Annotated in this window: 21 protein-coding genes; 9 read left to right on the forward strand and 12 right to left on the reverse strand. The window is 66.0% G+C overall.

What is annotated here, in order from left to right:
• The 3 genes from ACTHJ1_RS18270 to ACTHJ1_RS18280 form a co-directional block, all read right to left on the reverse strand.
• On the reverse strand, window positions 1-346 hold a 346-nt coding region (locus ACTHJ1_RS18270; RefSeq protein WP_440195553.1), incomplete at its 3' end, for an outer membrane beta-barrel protein.
• 332 nt (window positions 347-678) lie between these two features.
• Complete coding sequence (locus ACTHJ1_RS18275) at window positions 679-1,134, reverse strand: DUF3429 domain-containing protein (protein WP_440195556.1); 456 nt, start codon at window positions 1,132-1,134, stop codon at window positions 679-681.
• Window positions 1,135-1,147: 13 nt separating this feature from the next.
• Complete coding sequence (locus ACTHJ1_RS18280) at window positions 1,148-2,185, reverse strand: MerR family transcriptional regulator (RefSeq protein WP_440195559.1); 1,038 nt, start codon at window positions 2,183-2,185, stop codon at window positions 1,148-1,150.
• A 98-nt stretch (window positions 2,186-2,283) separates the two neighbouring features.
• On the opposite strand from ACTHJ1_RS18280, the gene ACTHJ1_RS18285 reads away from it, so the two are divergent.
• The 5 genes from ACTHJ1_RS18285 to ACTHJ1_RS18305 all read left to right on the forward strand — a co-directional run bounded on the left by ACTHJ1_RS18285 (window position 2,284) and on the right by ACTHJ1_RS18305 (window position 6,289).
• A complete protein-coding gene (locus tag ACTHJ1_RS18285; protein ID WP_440195562.1) occupies window positions 2,284-2,658 on the forward strand; it encodes a thiol-disulfide oxidoreductase DCC family protein in 375 nt (124 codons plus the stop codon).
• 48 nt (window positions 2,659-2,706) lie between these two features.
• Complete coding sequence (locus ACTHJ1_RS18290) at window positions 2,707-3,465, forward strand: SDR family NAD(P)-dependent oxidoreductase (protein WP_440195565.1); 759 nt, start codon at window positions 2,707-2,709, stop codon at window positions 3,463-3,465.
• 38 nt (window positions 3,466-3,503) lie between these two features.
• Entirely contained in the window at window positions 3,504-4,166 is a 663-nt protein-coding gene (locus ACTHJ1_RS18295) for a cupin domain-containing protein (protein WP_440195568.1), read from the forward strand.
• A complete protein-coding gene (locus ACTHJ1_RS18300; protein ID WP_440195571.1) occupies window positions 4,163-5,284 on the forward strand; it encodes a flavin monoamine oxidase family protein in 1,122 nt (373 codons plus the stop codon). The genes ACTHJ1_RS18295 and ACTHJ1_RS18300 overlap by 4 nt, the downstream gene beginning before the upstream one ends.
• Window positions 5,285-5,500: 216 nt before the next feature.
• Window positions 5,501-6,289, forward strand: a complete 789-nt coding sequence (locus ACTHJ1_RS18305) for an EAL domain-containing protein (RefSeq protein WP_440195574.1) — start codon at window positions 5,501-5,503, stop codon at window positions 6,287-6,289.
• Window positions 6,290-6,404: 115 nt separating this feature from the next.
• Here ACTHJ1_RS18305 and ACTHJ1_RS18310 read toward each other — a convergent pair whose 3' ends face one another.
• The 6 genes from ACTHJ1_RS18310 to ACTHJ1_RS18335 form a co-directional block, all read right to left on the reverse strand.
• Window positions 6,405-7,016: a DUF938 domain-containing protein gene (locus ACTHJ1_RS18310; protein WP_440195577.1), complete on the reverse strand. Its 612-nt coding sequence runs from the start codon at window positions 7,014-7,016 to the stop codon at window positions 6,405-6,407.
• 139 nt (window positions 7,017-7,155) lie between these two features.
• Window positions 7,156-7,620, reverse strand: coding sequence for a hypothetical protein (locus ACTHJ1_RS18315; RefSeq protein WP_440195580.1), 465 nt, complete (start codon window positions 7,618-7,620; stop codon window positions 7,156-7,158).
• A gap of 297 nt (window positions 7,621-7,917) precedes the next feature.
• Window positions 7,918-8,421, reverse strand: a complete 504-nt coding sequence (locus ACTHJ1_RS18320) for a DoxX family protein (protein WP_440195583.1) — start codon at window positions 8,419-8,421, stop codon at window positions 7,918-7,920.
• Window positions 8,422-8,426: 5 nt separating this feature from the next.
• Window positions 8,427-9,206 carry an HvfC/BufC family peptide modification chaperone gene (locus ACTHJ1_RS18325; protein ID WP_440195586.1) on the reverse strand — a complete coding sequence of 260 codons (780 nt, stop codon included), beginning with the start codon at window positions 9,204-9,206 and terminating at the stop codon, window positions 8,427-8,429.
• The gene (bufB, locus tag ACTHJ1_RS18330) at window positions 9,190-10,143 is read right to left on the reverse strand and encodes an MNIO family bufferin maturase (protein WP_440195589.1); all 954 of its coding nucleotides are present in this window, start codon (window positions 10,141-10,143) and stop codon (window positions 9,190-9,192) included. Before bufB ends, ACTHJ1_RS18325 begins: the two co-directional genes overlap by 17 nt.
• A 27-nt stretch (window positions 10,144-10,170) precedes the next feature.
• Window positions 10,171-10,482, reverse strand: coding sequence for a BufA1 family periplasmic bufferin-type metallophore (locus ACTHJ1_RS18335; protein WP_440195592.1), 312 nt, complete (start codon window positions 10,480-10,482; stop codon window positions 10,171-10,173).
• Window positions 10,483-10,695: 213 nt separating this feature from the next.
• On the opposite strand from ACTHJ1_RS18335, the gene ACTHJ1_RS18340 reads away from it, so the two are divergent.
• Entirely contained in the window at window positions 10,696-11,388 is a 693-nt protein-coding gene (locus tag ACTHJ1_RS18340) for a DUF1223 domain-containing protein (RefSeq protein WP_440195595.1), read from the forward strand.
• Window positions 11,389-11,415: 27 nt separating this feature from the next.
• Here the strand turns inward: ACTHJ1_RS18340 and ACTHJ1_RS18345 are convergent, their stop codons facing one another.
• Both ACTHJ1_RS18345 and ACTHJ1_RS18350 read right to left on the reverse strand, forming a co-directional pair.
• Entirely contained in the window at window positions 11,416-11,694 is a 279-nt protein-coding gene (locus tag ACTHJ1_RS18345) for a hypothetical protein (RefSeq protein ID WP_440195598.1), read from the reverse strand.
• A gap of 22 nt (window positions 11,695-11,716) precedes the next feature.
• Window positions 11,717-12,544 (reverse strand): DUF899 domain-containing protein, encoded by an 828-nt coding sequence (locus tag ACTHJ1_RS18350; protein ID WP_440195601.1) that lies wholly within the window; start codon window positions 12,542-12,544, stop codon window positions 11,717-11,719.
• Window positions 12,545-12,667: 123 nt separating this feature from the next.
• Between ACTHJ1_RS18350 and ACTHJ1_RS18355 the strand changes: the two genes are divergently transcribed.
• The 3 genes from ACTHJ1_RS18355 to ACTHJ1_RS18365 all read left to right on the forward strand — a co-directional run bounded on the left by ACTHJ1_RS18355 (window position 12,668) and on the right by ACTHJ1_RS18365 (window position 16,570).
• Complete coding sequence (locus tag ACTHJ1_RS18355) at window positions 12,668-13,888, forward strand: helix-turn-helix domain-containing protein (RefSeq protein ID WP_440195604.1); 1,221 nt, start codon at window positions 12,668-12,670, stop codon at window positions 13,886-13,888.
• 31 nt (window positions 13,889-13,919) lie between these two features.
• On the forward strand, window positions 13,920-14,552 hold the full coding sequence (locus ACTHJ1_RS18360; RefSeq protein ID WP_440195607.1) for a Vgb family protein: 633 nt from the start codon (window positions 13,920-13,922) through the stop codon (window positions 14,550-14,552).
• A 152-nt stretch (window positions 14,553-14,704) separates the two neighbouring features.
• Window positions 14,705-16,570 (forward strand): FUSC family protein, encoded by a 1,866-nt coding sequence (locus ACTHJ1_RS18365; protein ID WP_440195610.1) that lies wholly within the window; start codon window positions 14,705-14,707, stop codon window positions 16,568-16,570.
• A gap of 18 nt (window positions 16,571-16,588) precedes the next feature.
• On the opposite strand, the gene ACTHJ1_RS18370 is transcribed toward ACTHJ1_RS18365, so the two are convergent.
• Window positions 16,589-18,787, reverse strand: coding sequence for a putative bifunctional diguanylate cyclase/phosphodiesterase (locus ACTHJ1_RS18370; RefSeq protein ID WP_440195613.1), 2,199 nt, complete (start codon window positions 18,785-18,787; stop codon window positions 16,589-16,591).
• Window positions 18,788-19,086: the final 299 nt, after the last annotated feature.

The following is a 19,086-nucleotide window of genomic DNA, read 5'->3' on the forward strand; positions in this document are numbered from 1 at the left end:
CCAGCTCGTGCTTGGTCCAGTTCGACATTGCCCACATACTCGGAGAAAAAATCCAGGCGTGATCGCTCAGCCGCGAGCCGTCGGGCGAAAAGAAGACGTTGCTGTCGTACATCCACGTCGTATCGAGTTCCGGGTAGAGCAGGAACGAGCCAAGCGAGAAGGGCGTGCCGGCTGCGCTCACCGGGCTGGCCGGCGTCGGAATGCGGTCCGGCGCCTTGCCGGGTACGGCGTTGTCGACCGGCTCCTGCGACGGCAGGCTGGGCACTTGCGCGGAGGACGACGGCTGATCGGAGGTGGGCGATTGCGGCACCAGCTCTTGACCGAGCGCCGGAACCGACCACACCATCGCCGCGGCCACCAGCAACAGAAGACTTTTGTTATGCCGCCTCGGCCATGCGGTCCCCGGCGCTTGCCGTGCCATGTCCCGGTGCCGTGACGTTACTGCTTTCCCCGCTGTCCCGCGCTTGTTCGACATTGTCGATTCTCCTTGCGCCATGCTCCCGCGTCGGGAGTCAACCGGAGTGCGCATGGCGCAGTGATGTCTTGAGCCAACATAGTCGGGAACAGAACCGGGGAGTTTGATTTTTCTCAAACTGTTTGCAGTTCTTCATCACGTTGCGCGCGGTGTTGCAGATTGCCGCGGAGTTCGGCGCCGGGCGGCGCCTGAGGCGATCGCGCCTAGACGATGCTCGCCCAGGCCCCGGCCAGCAGGCTGAGGCTGGCTACGACAGTCAGGCGCCAGCGCAGCGGCAGGTACCAGCCCGGCAGCGTCGCATGGCGCGCCAGCCGGCGGTCCTGCATGAGATGCAGCAGGAAGCCCAGCACCAGCAGCAGCGCGGCGTGTCGGGCAGGCAGCAGCAGGGCGGGCCATGCGAGCAGGGCGGGGACGACGCTCCAGCCGTAGGCGCGGCCGCGCCGATCCGCGTCCAGCCCGCAGGCCATCATGGCGAACCCCCAGTGCAGCGCTCCGACAAAACTGAGAATCACCGCGCCGTAGCCGATCAAGGCGCGCATCCACAAGTCTGCGCTTTGCGGTTCGAGACGAGTCAGCAGCGCCGTGCCGACAAAGGGCAAAAGGCCGCCGTAGCCCAGCCAGGCGACAGCCGACGGAAATTCACGGTTGGGATCGCGCACGGAAAACCTCGTTTCAGCGCAGCGCCAGGCCGTCGTGGTGCGCCACGCGTTCGAGCGCGGACTCGAACAGAGAACGCGCCGTGCCCGCCACCTGCTGCAGATACGCGTGCAACTGCGCGTCAGGGTCATCGCGATGGATGCAGCTTGCGCTGTAGGCCTCGAAGCTGGTCAGCTGCATCAGCAGCTCGGCGATATGCCGCGGGCATTCGCAGGCGAGCGTCGACGACAGTCCGGCGATTGCCGTCAGCATGGCATCGTCGAAGCGCCGGGGTGCGGGAGCCGATGCCGGATCGGGTAAGAGCCCGGCCTGGGCAGGCACGGCATCGGCGTGAACGGACGGCAGGCCGCGATCGATCGAACCCAGCCATGCGCCGAGCATGTCGTCGTCGGCCGGCTCGCGCAGCATGCTCGATCCTGCGTCGGCCAGGGTCTTGATGGTCGAGGCCTGGGCAAAGCGGTACATCACGGCGGTATGGCGGGCATGCCAGGCTTGCCTGGTCTGCTGCAGTTCGGCCAGCTTGCCGGGCCGCAGGACCGGTGCTTGCCATAGCAGCAGATCGGCCGCATCGTCGGACGCGGCGGCCGATGCCTCGGCCAGCGAGTCGAACACAGTCACCCTCGGCGCGGGGTAAGCCAGATGCCGCAGGACACCGGCGCGCTGCAGGCGCGTCGCCAGGGCCGTTCCGACAACCAACCAGTTGGGCGCTCCGGCAGCGCGAGCGGTCGCCCCCCGGGCGCCGTCCGTGCGGGCCGCCGGCATGCGGGCGATTTCCTGCAGCTGCGCGAAATCCAGCGCCGCAATCGACCCGATGGCATGACCCTGCTCGGTCAGTTGCCTGAGCAGCATCACGCGCTGCACGTCGGCCGGAGAATACAGGCGGTGCCCCGACGGCGCCGTGGCAGGGTGCACCGCGCGATAGCGTTGTTCCCAGACGCGCAAGGTAGCGACCGGCATGCGCGCCAGTCGGGCCACCGCGCCGCTGCGAAAAACCGGATCCGTCGCGTCAGTCGGCGCTGGCGCGGGCAGGGGGGGGGATGGGCGAGAGGTCATGGCGGTGAGTTTAATATGAATTCAATTTAAGTGATATTTTTTGGGTTTTCTCATTTATGAGTTTAAAATGAATCGAAATTGACAAGGCCAAGATGATCATGACGCTTACGACCAAGCCTACGCTTTACTACGACGGCGGCTGTCCGGTGTGCTCCCGCGAGGTGGCCATGTACCGCAGGCAGCCCGGCGCGCAGGACGTGTGCTGGGTCGATGTGTCCCGCTGCGACGCGGCCGATCTGGGGCCCGGCTTGAGCCGCGATGCCGCCATGTCGAGGTTGTATCTGCGGCTGCCCGACGGCCGCCTGGTCAGCGGCGCCATGGCCTTCGCCACGCTGTGGCAATCGCTGCCGCGCCTGGCTTTCCTGGGGCGTCTGCTGAGTGCTCGTCCCGTGGTGTGGCTGCTCGAGGCCGTCTATCGCCTTTTTCTCCTGGTCAGGCCCGCCTGGCGTAAAAGAATCGCCCGAACGCGCTGACGCCATTCCGCCCGCGGCGCCTTCCCACTGTCCAACCGAGTACTGCCCATGACGACCCTTCCTCCATCCCGTCCTGCTCCGGCGCTGGTAACCGGCGCGCGCGGCGGCATCGGCCGCGAACTGGTGGCGCGCCTGCGCGCACAAGGTCACCGCGTCGCAGCGGTCGGGCGCGATGCCCAGACCCTGGCTGCCGTGCCGGCCGATGCGCACATTGTTGCCGACACTACGACGCAAGAGGGCGCCCTGGCCGCCATGGCGCAGTGCCAGGAGCAGCTCGGCGAGGCGCCCGCGCTGCTGGCGCATTGCGTGGGCAACACGCTGATCGCGCCTCTGCATCGCAGTAGCGCGGCGCAAATCCGCGACGTGCTGCGTGCGAACCTGGACAGCGCGCTCTTCGTGCTGCACGCCTGGATCGATGCCCTGCGCACGGCCGGCAGGCCTGGCGCCGCCGTTCTGGTTTCCAGCGTAGTCGCCCGTATCGGCGTGGCCAACCACGAGGCCATTGCTGCCGCCAAGGGCGGCGTGGAGGCCTTGGTCCGTAGCGCCGCTGCCACCTATGCGCCCCTGGGTTTGCGCATCAACGCGGTGGCGCCCGGCATGACCGAGACGCCCATGACGGCGGGCATGCTGCGTATGGAGGCGATGCGCGAAGGGGCCGCAAGGCAGTATCCGCTGGGCGGTCTGCAGAGCGCCGGCCAAGTGGCCGACGCCATGGCATGGCTGCTGTCGGAAGGCGCCGCGCGCATCACCGGGCAAGTGCTCGCGGTGGACGGCGGCTTTACGGCCGTAAGGCCCCTGGTAAAGTAATCGATCATGACTATCGTCATCGCACGGCGGACGCCGCAATGCTGATCCATGCGGATTTTTCGCGCCGCGCCGTCATGGCGCAGGACCGCTATCGATGGGTCGCCTCGCCCCAACCCGGGGTGGAGCGCGTGATGCTCGACCGCGTGGGCCAGGAGCAGGCCCGGGCGACCAGCATCGTGCGTTATGCACCCGAGTCGTATTTCCCGGCTCACGACCACCCGGGCGGTGAAGAGGTTCTCGTGCTGTCGGGGGTATTCTCCGAAGGCCGGGCGCATTATTCCGAAGGCTGGTACCTGCGCAATCCCCCCGGCTCCAGCCATCAGCCGGCCAGCGCCGAGGGCGCCGTCATTTTCGTCAAACTCTGCCAGATGCCGCCGCAGGAGCGGCGCCGTGTGCGCATCGATACCCGTGATCCTGCGGCCTGGCGCAACGAGAACGGTCGCGAGGTCTGCCCGCTGTTTTCGGCCGACTACGAACAGGTCTGCCTGCAGCGCGTGCCGCCCCAGGCATTGCTGCTTGCGCAACCGGTAGACGGCGCCGAGGTGCTGGTGCTGGAAGGCGAGGTGATCTCTTGCGGGCAGTCCTATGGTCGCGGATCGTGGTTGCGCCTGCCGCCCGGCGAGACGGCGGACGTCGCGGGCGGCCCGCAGGGCGCCACGGTCTACCTCAAGACCGGGCATCTGGGCAATGCACGCCTATGAACGAACCGATACGCAGCGCCCGCATCGCGATCGTGGGCGGTGGATTGAGCGGGCTTCATGCCGCCTGGCTGCTCGAGCGCCATGGGCTGCGCGACTATCTCCTGATCGAAGCGCGCAGCACGCTCGGCGGACGCATCCTGTGCGCCGAGCCGCCATGGAGCGGACCCACGCCGTCGGATGATCGTTTCGATCTGGGGCCGACGTGGTTCTGGCCCGATCACCAACCGGCGCTGCATGAGCTGGTCACGCACCTGGGCCTGCGGCCTTTCGAGCAATACGAGACGGGAGACATGGTGGTGGAACCCGCGCCGGGTCGGCCACCTGTGCGCATGCGCGGCTATGCCAGCTCGCCGGCCTCGTTCCGACTGATGGGAGGCATGGGCGCGCTGATCGACGGGCTGCGCCGTGCGCTGGATCCGGCGCGCATCGTGACCGGCCAGGCCGTGCGCCGGGTCGCCCTCGCGTCCTCCCATATTGTGTTGCACAGCGAAGACGCCGCCGGGCGCGCGACCACCTGGCACGCCGATCAAGTCTTGCTGGCGGTTCCGCCCCGCCTGGCGGAACATGCCATCGCGTTCACGCCGGACATGCCCCCGGCGCTGGCCCAGTCGTGGCGGCAGGCGGCGACCTGGATGGCGCCGCATGCCAAGTACATCGCGCTCTACGACACCGCGTTCTGGCGTGAGCAGGGCCTGTCCGGCGAGGGCCGCAGCGCCTGCGGACCGATGGGGGAGATCCACGACGCCAGCATGCCGGGAGGCAGCGCGGCGCTATTCGGATTTCTGGGCATGCCGGCCGCGGCGCGCCGACGCATGACCGGCGAGGCGCTGCGCTCGCTGTGCCGCGCGCAGTTTGCGCGAATGTACGGCTCGCGCGCCGCCGCGCCCACGGCGGAATTTCTCAAGGATTGGGCGCAGGATCCCTACACTGCGACGGCGGCGGATCAGCTTGCCCAGGACACGCATGCGGCAGCGCCTCACACCGGCGCTGCCGACGGACCCTGGCGCGGCCGCCTGACCGGCATTGCCAGCGAGTGGTCGCCGCAGTTTCCGGGATATGTCGCGGGGGCTGTCGAGGCCGCGAGCCTGGCCGTGCAGGCCTTGCTGGGCCGACGCTGAACGTTGTTCCTTGACGTCGTGCGCGCCGAAGGGCCGTCCGGAGCGGCCGCGAACACGATCTCGTCCGGCGATGTCGCGCCGATGGGCCAGGGTCAACGCCCGCTCGCGAGTTTTTCCCGCTCCATCGTTTCACGGATTCGCCTGACGTTTTATCCATGATAAAAAGAGGAGAAACACGCACAAAAATCGCATTGTGCAAAAAAACGAACGGATGAAATGAAGCAAATCAATCTGCGAAATCATGCTCAACATCTTCAGAGCGAAGAACACTGTGCCGTGTGCCGCGACGGCGCGGAGCTGGGCTTCGATTTCAGCTACGCCTTTCAGCCCATCGTCGATATCCGGGCCCGCCAGGTGTTTGCCCACGAAGCGCTGATACGAGGCCCTGGCGGAGAATCCGCGCTGTCGGTGCTCGAACGCGTGACGCCCGCCAATCGCTATCAATTCGACCAGGCCTGTCGGGTGCGCGCGATAAAGACCGCGTCCGGTGTGGGTTTGCAAAGCAGGCTCTCCATCAACTTCCTGCCCAATGCCATTTACCGGCCGGAAGTCTGTATCAGCACGACCCTGCGGGCTGCCGAGACATATGGCTTTCCCATCGATAAAATAATTTTCGAAACGGTGGAAGGCGAACGCATCGACGACGGAAAATGGCTGGCTGACGTATTTCGTGAATACCAACGAATCGGCTTCAGCACGGCCATCGACGATTTTGGCGCCGGCTACGCCGGCTTGAACCTGCTGGCCGATTTTCAGCCCGACATCATCAAGCTCGACATGGGCCTGATACGCGATGTCGACAAGCGCAAGACCAACCGGGTCATCGTTGCCGCCGTGGTCGGCATCTGCGCCGAGCTCGGAATCAAGGTCGTGGCCGAAGGCGTGGAAACGCGCGATGAACTGCTTTGCCTGCAGGACGCCGGCGTGGAGCTCATCCAGGGGTACTTGCTGTCGAAGCCCCTGTTCGAAAGATCCATCGCCGACGCCGATCTCGTTCTGCCTTGACGAGCGTCCGGGCGCAATCGCCGGGTCGGCAGCATCCCGAACACTGCAGAAATGCAGCAGCCTTCCGAAGCCATCGGCCTGACCAGGCCGGTGACCCATTGCCTGCCCGACCGGGTCAGCCGCGCTCCCAGACCAGCAGCAGATTGTTGGCCGGCATAGAGAGTGTCTCGCGCAGCCGCAGGCCTGCCGCTGCGGCTTGCGCGGCGATGTCGGACAGGCGGCGCAGGCCCCATGCGGGATTGCGCGCGCGCAGGTCGGCATCAAAGGCGAGATTGCTGGGCGAGGTTTCCACGCCGTCCACCCGATACGGGCCATAGGTGATCAGCACCCCCTGCGGCGCCAGGTGGCGCGCGGCCCCGCGCAGCAGCGCCAGCGTGCAGGCCCAGGGCGAGATGTGGATCATATTGGCGCAGTAGATGGCGTCGAACTGCCGTGCGGCGTCGAACCAGTCGGGGGCCGTCACGTCCAGTTCGATGGGCGGCAGAACGCGATCGTTTCCGGCGCACCAGGCGGAGATGGCGGTCAATGCGCTCGCGTCGCAGTCGCTGGGCTGCCATTGCCAGCCAGGAAGTCCGGCCGCGCAAAACGCGGCATGCTGGCCGGTGCCGCTGGCGATCTCCAGCAATACTCCGCGGGCCGGCAGCACGCGTTGCAATGCGGTCAGGATGTACGGGCCGTTGCGCTCGGCGGCGGGGCTGTGGCGACGCTGATCTGTGCTGGGCGGCATGGCAGGGTCCTTGGCTAATGGCGTGGAGATAGGCTGCGACATCATCGCACGTGGGGCGGACTGACCGGCACCCGGATCCGACGCCATCGATGTGGAGAAGTCCGGCCGCACGATTCGCGAGAGCCGGCTGGAAATATCTTCACTTGCCCTTGCCGGCCAGCGCGAAGGCGTCGTACTTCGGATCTATCGGCGTGTGCGGCATATGCGTGAGCGCTTCTTCGACCAGCGGCTCGCAGGCGTCGTAGTCCGAACCGATGCTGTCGGTATGCGCCTGCGGGAAGTTCACCTCGAGCACCTTGCCGCCCCAGCGGTCCACGGTGGCCGTCATGCTGCATTTGCCTGCGCCGCCTACCTTGAGCTGCAGGAGAATCAGGGTGAAGTCGATCGCAGCATCCGCATTCGAGAAATTCCATTGCACGATCATGCGGTCGTCGGGACCGCCGGTGTCCACTATTTTCATGGTTTTGTCCGGGATGCCGACCGACTGCATCAGATCGATGATATTGGCGCCGACGAGCTTGCCCTCCTGCACTTCTCGCGCTTCATGCACTTTGTAGGTGGCGCAGCCTGCAAGCAGCGGCAGAAGGACGGAAGCGGCCGTCAAGGTCCGCAAGACAGTCGCCGCGATGGGGCGCATAGACCGCATATTGAGTGATTCAGCTATGTCAGTCCTACCGGGCATGTCGCTCTCCTGATATATCCGAAAGACTAAAAAATACTCCCTCGACAGCGCGCCATGCCCGCGTGCTGAAATATGTCGAGAGGGGGATTGCATTCGCTAGCAATGCGGCTGCGCACGGCACCATCGAGAGATGGCTTGTTACCATTCGCGATGTCTTGCTTTGCGCGAGTTTCACCGGCGCAGGCAATGCCGCGCGATGGCCGAACCGCTGCGTGCGCTTTACGAACGGTACGTGCGGTCCCCCAGCAAATGGTCGATCGAAAGCCGGCCTGGGCCCCACGCCGCGATACCCAGCGCCATGGCGGCCCAGGTGATGTGGATCGGCCAACCGTCGGGTATCGTCAGCTCGATGATGCAGGTCATCAACAGCAGGCCTGCAGCGGCGAAACGCGTACCCAGACCGAGCACCAGCAGCACCGGAAACGAGACCTCGCCGCACGCAGACAGGAACGCGAACACGGCCGGCGCCGGAAACGGATACGGGCCGCCGGGCAGATGGAGCTTGAACTCGTCGGAGAAGAGATAGATGGCCGTGTCGTTCAGGTGCAGAAAGCCCTGCCATTTGAGAATGCCGGATTTCCAGAACGGCACGGCCAGCGCGAGGCGCAGCGCCAGTTGGACGAACGACGGCTGGGCGAGGCGTTCGATGCCGCGCCGTGCGTGCACGATTGCGCTGGCGATACGGTCTGGATATGACAGCGCGGAGTCTTGTCGGGTCGACATGTCGATTACCTTTGAAGTTGAATGGCGGAAAAAACGCCGGCCGAAATCATTGCGGCAAGATTGACCGGCAGATCGAAGGCGCCGCATTCTTCGAAAGCCGTTTCGGCGGCGGTGCCGAGCGGCGCGCCTGCGATCAGCGCGCCGAGGAATGCGGCGCCGCCCGGGGGCAGGCGCGAGACGGTCACCTCGGTGTCGGGCCGTGTGACGAGGGCGTCTTCGGCGTCGCTCGCGAGCAGTGGCGTGACCGGACCGTCGGTCCGGTTCATGGCGAAGATGGCGACGGCCGGATAGCGCGAGCGCACGATGCCCGCGGCGGGATGCGCGGTAAAGCGCACCTGGGCAAGGGCGCCGGGATCGATGTTCGAGAATGCGTCTGCCGTCAACGGCGCGGCGTCGGCGGCATGATAGGCATCGAGCCACGCGCGTTCGATGCGCGCCGTGTCTGCGAGCCAGGGCATGTCGCGGGCATAGTCGTAGCATTCGATGAACGCGGGAAAGTCGCGGCCGTACTCGAACAGAAGCGGCGAGACGGGCGGCGTCGCCCGCACATGAAAGCGGGCCATCGCGCGAAAGAAGTCGACACCTGTGATGCGCTGCACGGCCGGATAGATCGCAGCCAGGGCGTCGATGAGGCTGACCGTGACATTGTTGCGATAGACGTTGTAGCGTGCGGCGATTCCTCTGTCCTGCGCGGCCGTCACGTCCTCGGGGGGCGCCAGATCGGGATTCGTCAGACCCGGCGCGAAGGCGGCCGCATAGCGAGTCGCATCAAATTCGGGCTTCATGGCCGATGCGCTCCGTATGGGCTGCCTGAAAATTCTGAGTAGGTGCGGCGACGTGGGCGAGCAATAGACGTCGGGCGATCTGTGCCTGCGCGCGCAGCGCGGGCCAGGCCGGCAACTGGCTGTCCCACTCGATGAGCGTCGGCACGGGGCTGGCGCGGGCGATCACGTCGCGGTATAGCGCCCATACGGCATCGGCGACGGCCCGGTCATGGCTGTCGATGAGCAACGGCGCATCGTTGTCGTCTTGCTGCGTGCTATGACCCGCCAGATGGATCTCGCCTACGTATTCGAGCGGAAAGTCCGCCAGATACGCCTGCGCCGAAAAACCGTGATTGACTGACGAGACGAACACATTGTTGATGTCCAGCAGCAAGCCGCATCCTGTGCGCTGCGCGACGGCGCGGATGAATCCGGCCTCACTCAGCGTCGAGGACGAGAACGTCACGTAGGTGGCCGGATTCTCGAGCAGCAGCGGACGGCCGATGGCCTCCTGAACCTGGTCGATATGGTCACAGACTTTGTCCAAGGTCGCGCCGGTGTAGGGCAATGGCAGCAGATCGTTGAAAAAGGCGCCGCCATGCGAGGACCAGGCGAGATGCTCGGAGACGAGCGCGGGTTCGTAGCGCGCGACAAGCATGCGAAAGCGTGCAAGGTGATCGGCGTCGAGCCTGTCCGGCCCGCCTATCGACATGCACACGCCATGCAGAGAAATCGGATGGCGTTCGCGGATGGCGTTCAGCGCGCGGTGCGGCGCGCCGCCCGCGCCCATGTAGTTCTCGGCATGCACTTCGAAAAAGCCGTCATGAAGTTCGTCGTCGAGAATGGCTGCAAGATGCTCGTGCTTGAAACTGGTGCCGGCGAGCCCGGCCGCCTCGGACGATGGGCTTTCGGGACGGGCGCATGCATGGGTTGCCGCCGATCGGATGAAGGTAGTCATGGCCGTCCCGTTCGTGCGCTGCCGCGATCAGGATTTGATCGGGGTGAGCGAGCCATGGCCGCCGCCGGGCACGACGATGCTCGTGCAGGTGCCGCCTTGCACGAACTTCCACGAATTGCCCTGGAAATCGACCGCCGAGGTGCCTTGGCAGGTTGTTCCGGGGCCTGCGGCGCAATCGTTCTGCCCTTTCAGCGCGACGCCGTAGCACTTCTCTTTATGCGCCGCCATCGCAGCGCTCACTTCCGCTTTCGTCAGCGGCGCCGCATGCACGGCCGAGGCGAGCAGGCTGGCGACGGCGCCGGCGAGGAGGGCGGAACTAACGTTGATTTTTGCGGACATGATGTTCTCCTGATGGTGAAAGTGAAGGTATCCGTTGCGGATACATGAACTAGTTCGGACTGTGCAGGGCGCGGGTTACAGGCGGCGGATTTTTTTGTTGCCGCATAATCGGGCATGCATGCACGTAAAAAATTCCGCTGCGATGTAACCGCTGTTCGGTCGGCTGCGAACTAAAAGAAGAACCCCTTTTCGCCGCGCATCAGGAGATCGGCCATGTTCGTACGCCTTGCCGCCGTTTTCGTTCTTCTTCTGGTCGGCCACGCCACGGCATTGGCCAGGCCCGTGGTGGTCGAGCTCTTTACGTCGCAGGGATGCTCGTCGTGCCCGCCCGCGGAGGCGTACCTGTCCGAGCTTGCCCGTCATCGCCGGGACGTACTGCCGCTCGCGTTTCATGTGACGTACTGGAACAGCCTGGGCTGGACGGATCCCTATTCTTTCGAGTCCGCGACACGGCGGCAGGCGAGCTATGCCGCCCGCCTGGGTAATGGCATCTACACCCCCGAAATGGTGATCGACGGCCGCGCAGGGTTGGTCGGTTCGAATATCGGTGCAGTGAACGCGGCGATCGTGGCCGCGCGGCGCAGCGACGATCGAAGCGTCGACGTCGAGGGCGCAAGGCACGCGCACACGCTGTCGATCCGGATCGGAGCAGGGTCCGGCAGCGGGAAAATCCTGCTAATCGGCTATGACCCGCAGCGCACCACGGTCGTCCAGCGGGGTGAAAATTCGGGGCACACACTACGGGAGTCGAATGTCGTGCGTTCGATACAAACTGTCGGCGACTGGACCGGCGCCGCGCTGACGCTGCAGTTTGCGGCGCCAGCCGGGGAACGCGCGGCGGTACTCGTCCAATCGCCGGACGGCGCAATTGTCGGCGCCGCGCGCATTGCCGCCGACGCGCGCTGAGTCCCGCAAGGCACAGGCGGCCGCGGCTTATCGGCGCCCTGCGGCCAGCCTTATCCAGGGTGCCGCATGACCTGCGCTCATCAGCAGATACATCAGGCTCATGCTGTTCCAGGACGAGATATCGCCCACGCTCATACAGCGCATCTGCTGCATGCCGCCGTCGTGCACGGCCGTCAGCAAGGCCATGAGCGCGAAAGTCGGTGCGGCGGCAAGATGCAATCCATCCGCCGCGCCGCGGGCGATGGCGCGCCAGCCTCCCGAACGGCGTCTTTCGCCGGCGCATTCTTCGGATCGAATCCCGTTCATTCGACGGCTCCGTGGCGCGGCATCAGTGGCAGCATTCGTGCTTCAAGGTGCTGAACAGCGTGTCGACCGAGCCCGTCGCGTAGGGCTGTGCAGCCGGCGCCGCTTCGTAGCGGTCGTGATGGCGTACCCACTCCATTTTGTATTCGACCTTCCTTTCGTCGCGGCCTTTGGGCGTAAGGTCGAGCAGGTGGTAGGCGCCCATCATCACTTCCAGGCCGCGGCCGTAACGCGAATAGGTGTGAAATACCTCTTGTGCGTCGTTCTTGAAGAAGACGCTGATGCCGGGCCATTCTTCCTGCGAATAGGGCCAATTGCCGTAGTTGTAGTTCAGGCCGCCCCTGGCGACTTCTGCGGGAGTGAAGCTGACGTTGAAGTCGTAGTTGAAGTCGGTGCCATACGACGAGGCCCACTTGAACTGCCAGCCCATGCGCAGGCGGAAGCGCTCGATGTCGGCGATGGGCGCGCGCGAGACGGCCATCAGCGTGGCATCGCGGTGCTCCAGGTGGATCGTCATGCCGTCGCTGTGATCGGCCATGAAAGAGCAGCTCGGGCACCCTTGCTCCCAGCCCGGGGCGAACATGAAATGCTGGACGATAAGTTGGCGGCGTCCGTTGAACAGGTCGGCGAGCGTACGCTTGCCCTCGGGGGTGTCGAACACATAGGTTTTGTCGACGCGGGTCCAGGGCAGGGCGCGGCGCTCGGCGGCGATCTGGTCGTTCAGGCGCGTGAGTTCCTTTTCGCGCCTCAGCAGCGATTTGCGTTCGACGATCCACTCGTCCCGCGAGACGATGCGGTGGCCTTCGGCGCTTGCGAGAGGGGCGGCGGTCTGATGGTCTAGGGTTGCTTTCATGATATCGATTCCTGTGTTGAGCTATTGACAAATTTCTCTGCTTCGTCGACCGTCATCGGCCGGTGGAGGTATCTTCGCGTCGGAGATCGAAACGGTGAGAGTGACAAATATGGCGGGATTGGCGTGGACTCGCTGATTCAGGCCGCAGCGGCGGCTCTGGCCGGTGGCGACATCCTGGGCGCGCTCAAGCGTGTCGCTTTGCGCGACGACCCGTCCGCACTGGCGCTGCGCGGCATCGCGATGGCCCAGCTCGGCGATTTCGAACGGGCCAAGACGCTGCTCAAGCGCGCAGCGCAGGCCTTCGGCCGCAAGGATGAGCTGTCCCGTGCGCGGTGCGTCGTCGCCCAAGCCGAAATCGCGCTGGTCTCGCGCGATCTGAACTGGCCCAGCCATGCGCTCGATGCGGCATGGGCGACGCTGGCGACCCATGGCGATGTCGTGAATGCCGCCCATGCGCGCAATCTTGCCGCTCGCCGCCTGCTGCTGATCGGCCGGCTGGATCAGGCCGAACAATTGCTTGCCGAGTTCGATCCTGCACCGCTCCCGCCCGCGTCGCGGGCCGCTTATGAGCTGACGGTCGCAGGGGTCGCCATACGGCGCCTCGATACGAAGCGGGCGAGTGCCGCCTTCTCCCGGGCAGGCCGTGCCGCGCGGCAGGCCGACATTCCCGCTCTGACGATCGAAGTCGACAGCGCAGTCCGCGTTCTGCATACGCCCGCGGCGCGCGCGATCACAGGCGGGCAAGAGCGCCTTGTGCTTCTCGACCAGGCCCAAGCGCTGCTGGCCGCCGAGGTGCTTGTCGTCGATGCCTGCCGCAATGCCGTGCGCGGCCGCCAGGCGTCGGTTCCGCTCGCGACGCGCCCGATCCTGTTCGCCCTGGCCCGCCTGCTCGGCGAAGCCTGGCCCGGCGACGTATCGAGAGAGACGCTGCTGGCGCGCGCATTCCGCGCGAAGCGCATCGACGAGTCGCACCGTGCCCGGCTGCGGGTCGAGATGGGGCGACTGCGCGCGGCGCTTCATGGCCTGGCGCAAATCAACGCGACCCGGCGCGGCTTTGCGCTGGCTCCCTGCCATGCGGACACGGTGGTCGTGCTGGCGCCGCTCGTCGACGAGCCGCATGCGGCCGTGCTCGCCTTGCTGGCCGACGGCGAGGCCTGGTCGAGCTCGGGCCTGGCGATCGCATTGGGCGCAAGTCCCCGCACTGTGCAGCGTGCGCTCGAGCAGCTTGCCGCCGCCGGCAAGGCGCAGCCTTTCGGCGGCGGTCGGGCCAGGCGCTGGACGCTTTCCTGCGTGCCGGGATTCCCGACAGCCTTGTTACTCCCCGGTCCCATGCCGGGCGGCTAGACTGAAACCTCCTTACCGACCCGATGACGATATGAAACACGCCCAAGCCGAAATCATTCGCGAATACGGTCCTTTCCCCGGCGCAGACGCCGTCCACGGCGTCACCTTCGACGGTCGGTATGTCTGGTTCGCCTCCGGAGACAGGCTCAACGCCCTCGATCCGCAAACCGGTGAGATCGCGCGCACGATCGATGTCGCCGGGAGTGCAGGCACCGCCTTCGACGGCAAGCACCTTTTTCAGATCGCCGCAGACCGCATCCAGAAGATCGACCTGGCGACCGGTCGTGTGGTCTCCACCATTGCGTCGCCCGGCCAGGGGGGAGACTCTGGGTTGGCCTGGGCCGAGGGCACACTCTGGGTCGGCCAGCATCTGGGCCGCAAGATCTATCAGATCGATCCGGAAACCGGAGCGATCCTGCGCACGATCGAGTCCAGGCGCATCGTTACCGGCGTCACCTGGGTCGACGGCAAGCTCTGGCACGGCACATGGGAAGGCGAGGAAAGCGACGTGCGGCGCATCGACGCTTCGACGGGCGAAGTCTTGGAAACCCTCGATATGCCCGCGGGCATGGGCGTATCCGGTCTGGAGTCCGACGGCGCCGGCCGTTTTTTCTGCGGCGGCGGCAGCAGCGGCAAGGTGCGCGCGGTCCGTTCGCCGAAATGAGCGTGGGCGGTCGGCCGCGATCGCGCGCCGGGTTGCGCATCGGCCCGGAACCGAATTTCGACGACGCCGGCTGATGCGCGCGGCCCGTTAAAATCGGCTCATCCGCCAAATCTCGCCTTTTCGACAAAGGCGAACCGCACGACCCATCGTCCATGCCTCCGCTTCCATCGACCCCGCCTGCGCCTTCTTTTCGCCTGTCGGCGCTGCTCACATTGCGCCCGGCCGGCCGGCGCTGGCCTTTCGCTGTGCGCGCCGGTCTCTGCATGGGCGTGCCGGTTCTGGCCGGCTGGGCCGCCGGCGACACGACCGCCGGGCTCATGGCCACGATCGGCGCGTTCACCGCGCTCTACGGCGGCGATCGCCCATATCTGAACCGCGCGATCCATCTTGCCGTGATCGCGCTTTCTTTCGCCGTGTCGGTCATGCTCGGCGTCTGGGCAGCCGGGACGCCTTTGCTGGCGGTGCCCACCGTGCTCCTGATCGCCATGGTTGCGACCTTTCTGTGCAATGCGTTGCGTGTCGGGCCGCCCGGGGCCTATATGTTCGCGCTGGCTTGCGCTGCCGGGACAGGCATGCCCATCGGACATTTCTCCACGGCGCAGGTCGGCCTGCTGGTGCTGGCCGGCGGCGCCTTCGCATGGCTGGCGCATATGTCGACGGCGCTGGCCTGGCCTCGCGGGCCGGAACGAATGGCAATCGTGGCCGCGGCGCAGGCCGTCGCGCGCTTCGTGCAGGAAGTCGGCACGCCCGGCGAAGATGGCGCCCGCCATGCGGCCGCGCTGGCCATGCATCACGCCTGGGCGACGCTCGTGACGCGCCAGCCCGCCCAGCCTCGGCCCGACGGCCCCCTGAGCCATTTGCGCTCGCTCAACCGCGAATTGCACTTGCTCTTCGCAAGCGTCATGAACGCGTCCCTCTCCGGCAGCGCGTCGCTGGCTGCCGCCGCCGACAAGGCGCGGGCCATCGCGGCTGAGGCGATGGACGCCTCGAGTCGGGCGGAACGCACCGAGCCCGCGCACATTCCGCTGGGCCACCATCGTGTGTCGGAGTTGCTGCGCGAAAGCCTCAGGCCGTGGTCGCCTGCCTTGTTGGCCGCCGTTCGCGTCGGTGCCGCCACGGCAATTGCCGGCGCGATAGGCGCCGCGCTGGGATTGGAGCGCGCCTATTGGACGATGGCGGCGTCGGTCCTGATTCTGCATCAGGGGCTGGACTGGTCACGCAGCCTGCAGCGCGGCATCGAAAGAATGAGCGGCACCCTCGTCGGCCTGGTCCTGGCCGGCGCGATCCTGACCGCTCACCCCAGCGGGCTGTGGTTGGCCGCGACGCTGATGCTGCTGCAGTTCGTCATCGAGATGACCGTGGTGCGCAACTACGCCTTGGCTGTCGTGTTCATCACGGCCGCGGCGCTGACCATCGCGTCGGGCGGGCATCCGATGCCCCACATCGGGCATGTGTTGTGGGTGCGCGGCGTCGATACGGTCATCGGCTGCGCGACCGGGCTGGCGATTCTGGCGTCGACCACGCCGCGCTCCGTGGCATTGCGCATTCCGCAAGCACTCGCCGATACCCTCGCCGCGCTCGAGCGAGTGCTTGAATACGCTGCCGCGGCGGACGTGACCGCGCCTGCGGCCCGGCAAGCGCGCCGCGATCTTCAACATCGTACGATCGTCCTGCTCGATGCCTATGATTTCGGCGCCGGCGCCAAACGGTGGCAACGCGACGCGGCGGTTCGGTCATGGCCCGCAGTCATGGCGGCGCAGCGTCTGGCTTACCGGGCGCTGTCCACCTGCTGGTCGCTGGAAGAGTCGGGCGCGCGGGCTGCCGAGATGGCCCATTCGCTGTTCGGGGCGGAGGGGGCAGGAGAGATAGGCCGGGCCCTGACTGCGCTGTCCGATGCCGTGCGCCGGGGCTCCCGCCCCGCGCCGCTTCCTCCCGTGCCCGAATTCCTGGGCATGGAGATGCGCAATCTGCACGACTCGCTGGTATACGCCGGAAACGACGGTCCAGCCTCGTCATGACGACCGCAGGCTCAGGATTTACGCGCGTTTTTGCCTGAGCCAAGAGGCGTCCAGGCCGAACGCCTGGCTGAACTCCCAGGCCGGCATGGGCTTGCCGAACAGATAACCCTGTCCCTGGCTGCAACCGAGCCGGCGCAGCTTGTCGAGCTGTTCCGCGGTTTCGACGCCTTCGGCTATGGTCTGCAGGTCGAAGCTGCGCGCCATGTCGATGATCGCGCGCACGACGGAAGCATCCCGGTCCGACTGCACCATGCCCATGACGAACGAGCGGTCGATCTTTATGCGGGTCAGCGGATAGCGCTTGAGCAGGCTGAGCGACGCGTAGCCGGTGCCGAAGTCGTCGAAGGCAATGCCCAGTCCGATGTCGCGCAGGCGCTGCAGCGAGTCCAGCACCACATCGTCGTCCAGCACGATATTCTCGGTCACTTCGAGTTCCAGGGCCTGAGGCGGCAGACCGTGCCGGCTGAGCACGGCCTGGATGGCCTGGTCGATTTGGCCGACGCGAAATTGCGCGCCGAAGAGATTGACGCCCATCTGGAATTCCGGCGCACCGCTGCGCCGCCAGAGCGCCGCTTGCGCGCAAGCTTCTTCGAGTATCCACCCGCCTACCGTCTGGGCGAGGGGGCCGCATTCGAGCGAGGGAAGAAAAGTCGCCGGCGACAGCAGGCCGCGCCGCGGATGCCGCCAGCGGATCAGCGCCTCCGCGCCGATAAGCGTGTTCGTGCCGAGATCGAGCTGCGGCTGGTAGAACAGGACAAACTCGCCGTCGTTGACGGCGCGCTGCAACTCCATGCTGTACAACCTGCGCGTGACCACTTCCATGCGCAGGGCTATCGTGAACATGAAGATCTGGCCGCGGCCCGACTGCTTGGCCTTGACGAGCGCCATATCCGCGTCGCCGATCAGTTCCACCGCTTCCTGGGCGTGCTGCGGCGCGAGAGCGACGCCGCAGCATGCAGTGACATGCATCACATCCAGGCCGTCGGCGACGACCGGCTGAGAGACGGCTCGCGCCGCGGCTTGCGCAACGCGCCGCGCCGCCTCGGCATCCGTCACGCCGGGCAGAAGCAGCGCGAACTCGTCCGCGCCCACGCGTGCCACCGTATCTTCCGGTCGGACGAGCGCCTTCAGGCGCAGGGCGACTTCGCCCAAGACGATGTCGCCCGCGGCATGCCCCAGCGTATCGTTGATGTCCTTGAAACCGTCCAGATCGATCATGATCACGGCGGCGGGGTGTGCGCCGGTCAGCGCGGCTTGCGTATGCCGGTAAAAATGAGTTCGGTTGGCGGCGCCGGTGAGCACGTCCGTATTGGCCATCCGGCGCAGCAAGTCTTTTTCGTGACGCAGCGCGGACAAGTCCTGAAAATGCGCGTTGAAGATCAGCCTGCCTTCTTCGCGCCAGCAAAACAGCGAAAAACCCAGCAGAAATTCGGTACCGTCGCGCCGCACGCCGCGCACTTCCGGCGGCACACGCAGGCCTTCGATGGAACCTGTCGCGACGGCCCGCGCGATCAACTCGCGCTGCGCTTTGCGGCCGCGTTCGGGCGTGAGCTCCTCCATCGGCAGGCCAGGCCCTTCGGCCACCTCGTACCCGTACAGGGCGGCGGCGCTTTCGTTCCAGTCGAGAATGACGCCGCGCGAGTCGAAGCGGATCATGGCCGTGGGCGAACGCCATTCGGGGTCGCCGGCGGGTGGGGGAATGCGCTCGGAGGACAGCTCGATGCGGCGCAATTCCAGCCTGTCTGTGGCCATTCTCGCGAGCTCGCGCAGGCGTTGCGCGTCGTCATCCGAGAAGTCGGGGTTGGGCTCGGTGTCTATCACGCACAAGGCCCCGAGCGGATAGCCTTGCGCAGACAGGATCGTGACGCCGGCATATAAGCGCACATGGGTCGATCCGGTGACGAGTGGATTGTCGTTAAAGCGCGCGTCGAGCGTCGCGTCGGGCACGACCATCACCTCGTCCTGCAGGATCGCGTGCGCGCAGAACGATACGTTCCGGCCCATGTCGACACTGGCGCCGTCCAAGCCCGTTTCCGCCACGAAGAAGACGTGGTCGTTGCCTATCATGTTGACCGCGGCGATCGGCATGTCGAACATGCGCGCCGCGATTCGAACGACGGGATCCAGACTCGGAAGGGACGAGCCGCTGCTCAACTCGTATTCGGAAAATGCTGCGAGTCTTTCCGCTTCCACAGGTGACGCTGGGGGGCACTTCACGGACGGTCTCCTTTCCTGGCAGACGCCTTACGGGAACAGGGTTGCCTCATCCTGCATGAAAGCGACGTCGGCTCGGCCGGGGCGCGCTTTGCGCGTTCGGGCCGGCCTCGGTGCGTTGGCCGAACCCGGGTCGCGGCTTTGTTGGCGCCCGCCGCGTCGAATGCTGCGATCGGCGCTGCGCCGTCCGCGGGACGCGCCACGCTTTGGGTCGAGGGCGGCATGCCGATCGATCTGTAAGTGCGCGAGTGCCTCGGGGCGTCTACAAATTATTACTAATTTTTGATAATAAGAAAAGAGGC

The organism is Bordetella sp., assembly GCF_051960075.1.
Lineage (GTDB): Bacteria > Pseudomonadota > Gammaproteobacteria > Burkholderiales > Burkholderiaceae_B > Bordetella.

Excerpts from the sequence above, each read along its gene's own strand:
- ACTHJ1_RS18280 (WP_440195559.1), bottom strand. The coding sequence starts at position 2,185 with ATGACCTCTCGCCCATCCCCCCCCCTGCCCGCGCCAGCGCCGACTGAC.
- ACTHJ1_RS18285 (WP_440195562.1), top strand. The coding sequence starts at position 2,284 with ATGACGCTTACGACCAAGCCTACGCTTTACTACGACGGCGGCTGTCCG.
- ACTHJ1_RS18290 (WP_440195565.1), top strand. The coding sequence starts at position 2,707 with ATGACGACCCTTCCTCCATCCCGTCCTGCTCCGGCGCTGGTAACCGGC.
- ACTHJ1_RS18295 (WP_440195568.1), top strand. The coding sequence starts at position 3,504 with ATGCTGATCCATGCGGATTTTTCGCGCCGCGCCGTCATGGCGCAGGAC.
- ACTHJ1_RS18300 (WP_440195571.1), top strand. The coding sequence starts at position 4,163 with ATGAACGAACCGATACGCAGCGCCCGCATCGCGATCGTGGGCGGTGGA.
- ACTHJ1_RS18305 (WP_440195574.1), top strand. The coding sequence starts at position 5,501 with ATGAAGCAAATCAATCTGCGAAATCATGCTCAACATCTTCAGAGCGAA.
- ACTHJ1_RS18310 (WP_440195577.1), bottom strand. The coding sequence starts at position 7,016 with ATGCCGCCCAGCACAGATCAGCGTCGCCACAGCCCCGCCGCCGAGCGC.
- ACTHJ1_RS18320 (WP_440195583.1), bottom strand. The coding sequence starts at position 8,421 with ATGTCGACCCGACAAGACTCCGCGCTGTCATATCCAGACCGTATCGCC.
- ACTHJ1_RS18325 (WP_440195586.1), bottom strand. The coding sequence starts at position 9,206 with ATGAAGCCCGAATTTGATGCGACTCGCTATGCGGCCGCCTTCGCGCCG.
- bufB (WP_440195589.1), bottom strand. The coding sequence starts at position 10,143 with ATGACTACCTTCATCCGATCGGCGGCAACCCATGCATGCGCCCGTCCC.
- ACTHJ1_RS18335 (WP_440195592.1), bottom strand. The coding sequence starts at position 10,482 with ATGTCCGCAAAAATCAACGTTAGTTCCGCCCTCCTCGCCGGCGCCGTC.
- ACTHJ1_RS18340 (WP_440195595.1), top strand. The coding sequence starts at position 10,696 with ATGTTCGTACGCCTTGCCGCCGTTTTCGTTCTTCTTCTGGTCGGCCAC.
- ACTHJ1_RS18345 (WP_440195598.1), bottom strand. The coding sequence starts at position 11,694 with ATGAACGGGATTCGATCCGAAGAATGCGCCGGCGAAAGACGCCGTTCG.
- ACTHJ1_RS18350 (WP_440195601.1), bottom strand. The coding sequence starts at position 12,544 with ATGAAAGCAACCCTAGACCATCAGACCGCCGCCCCTCTCGCAAGCGCC.
- ACTHJ1_RS18360 (WP_440195607.1), top strand. The coding sequence starts at position 13,920 with ATGAAACACGCCCAAGCCGAAATCATTCGCGAATACGGTCCTTTCCCC.
- ACTHJ1_RS18365 (WP_440195610.1), top strand. The coding sequence starts at position 14,705 with ATGCCTCCGCTTCCATCGACCCCGCCTGCGCCTTCTTTTCGCCTGTCG.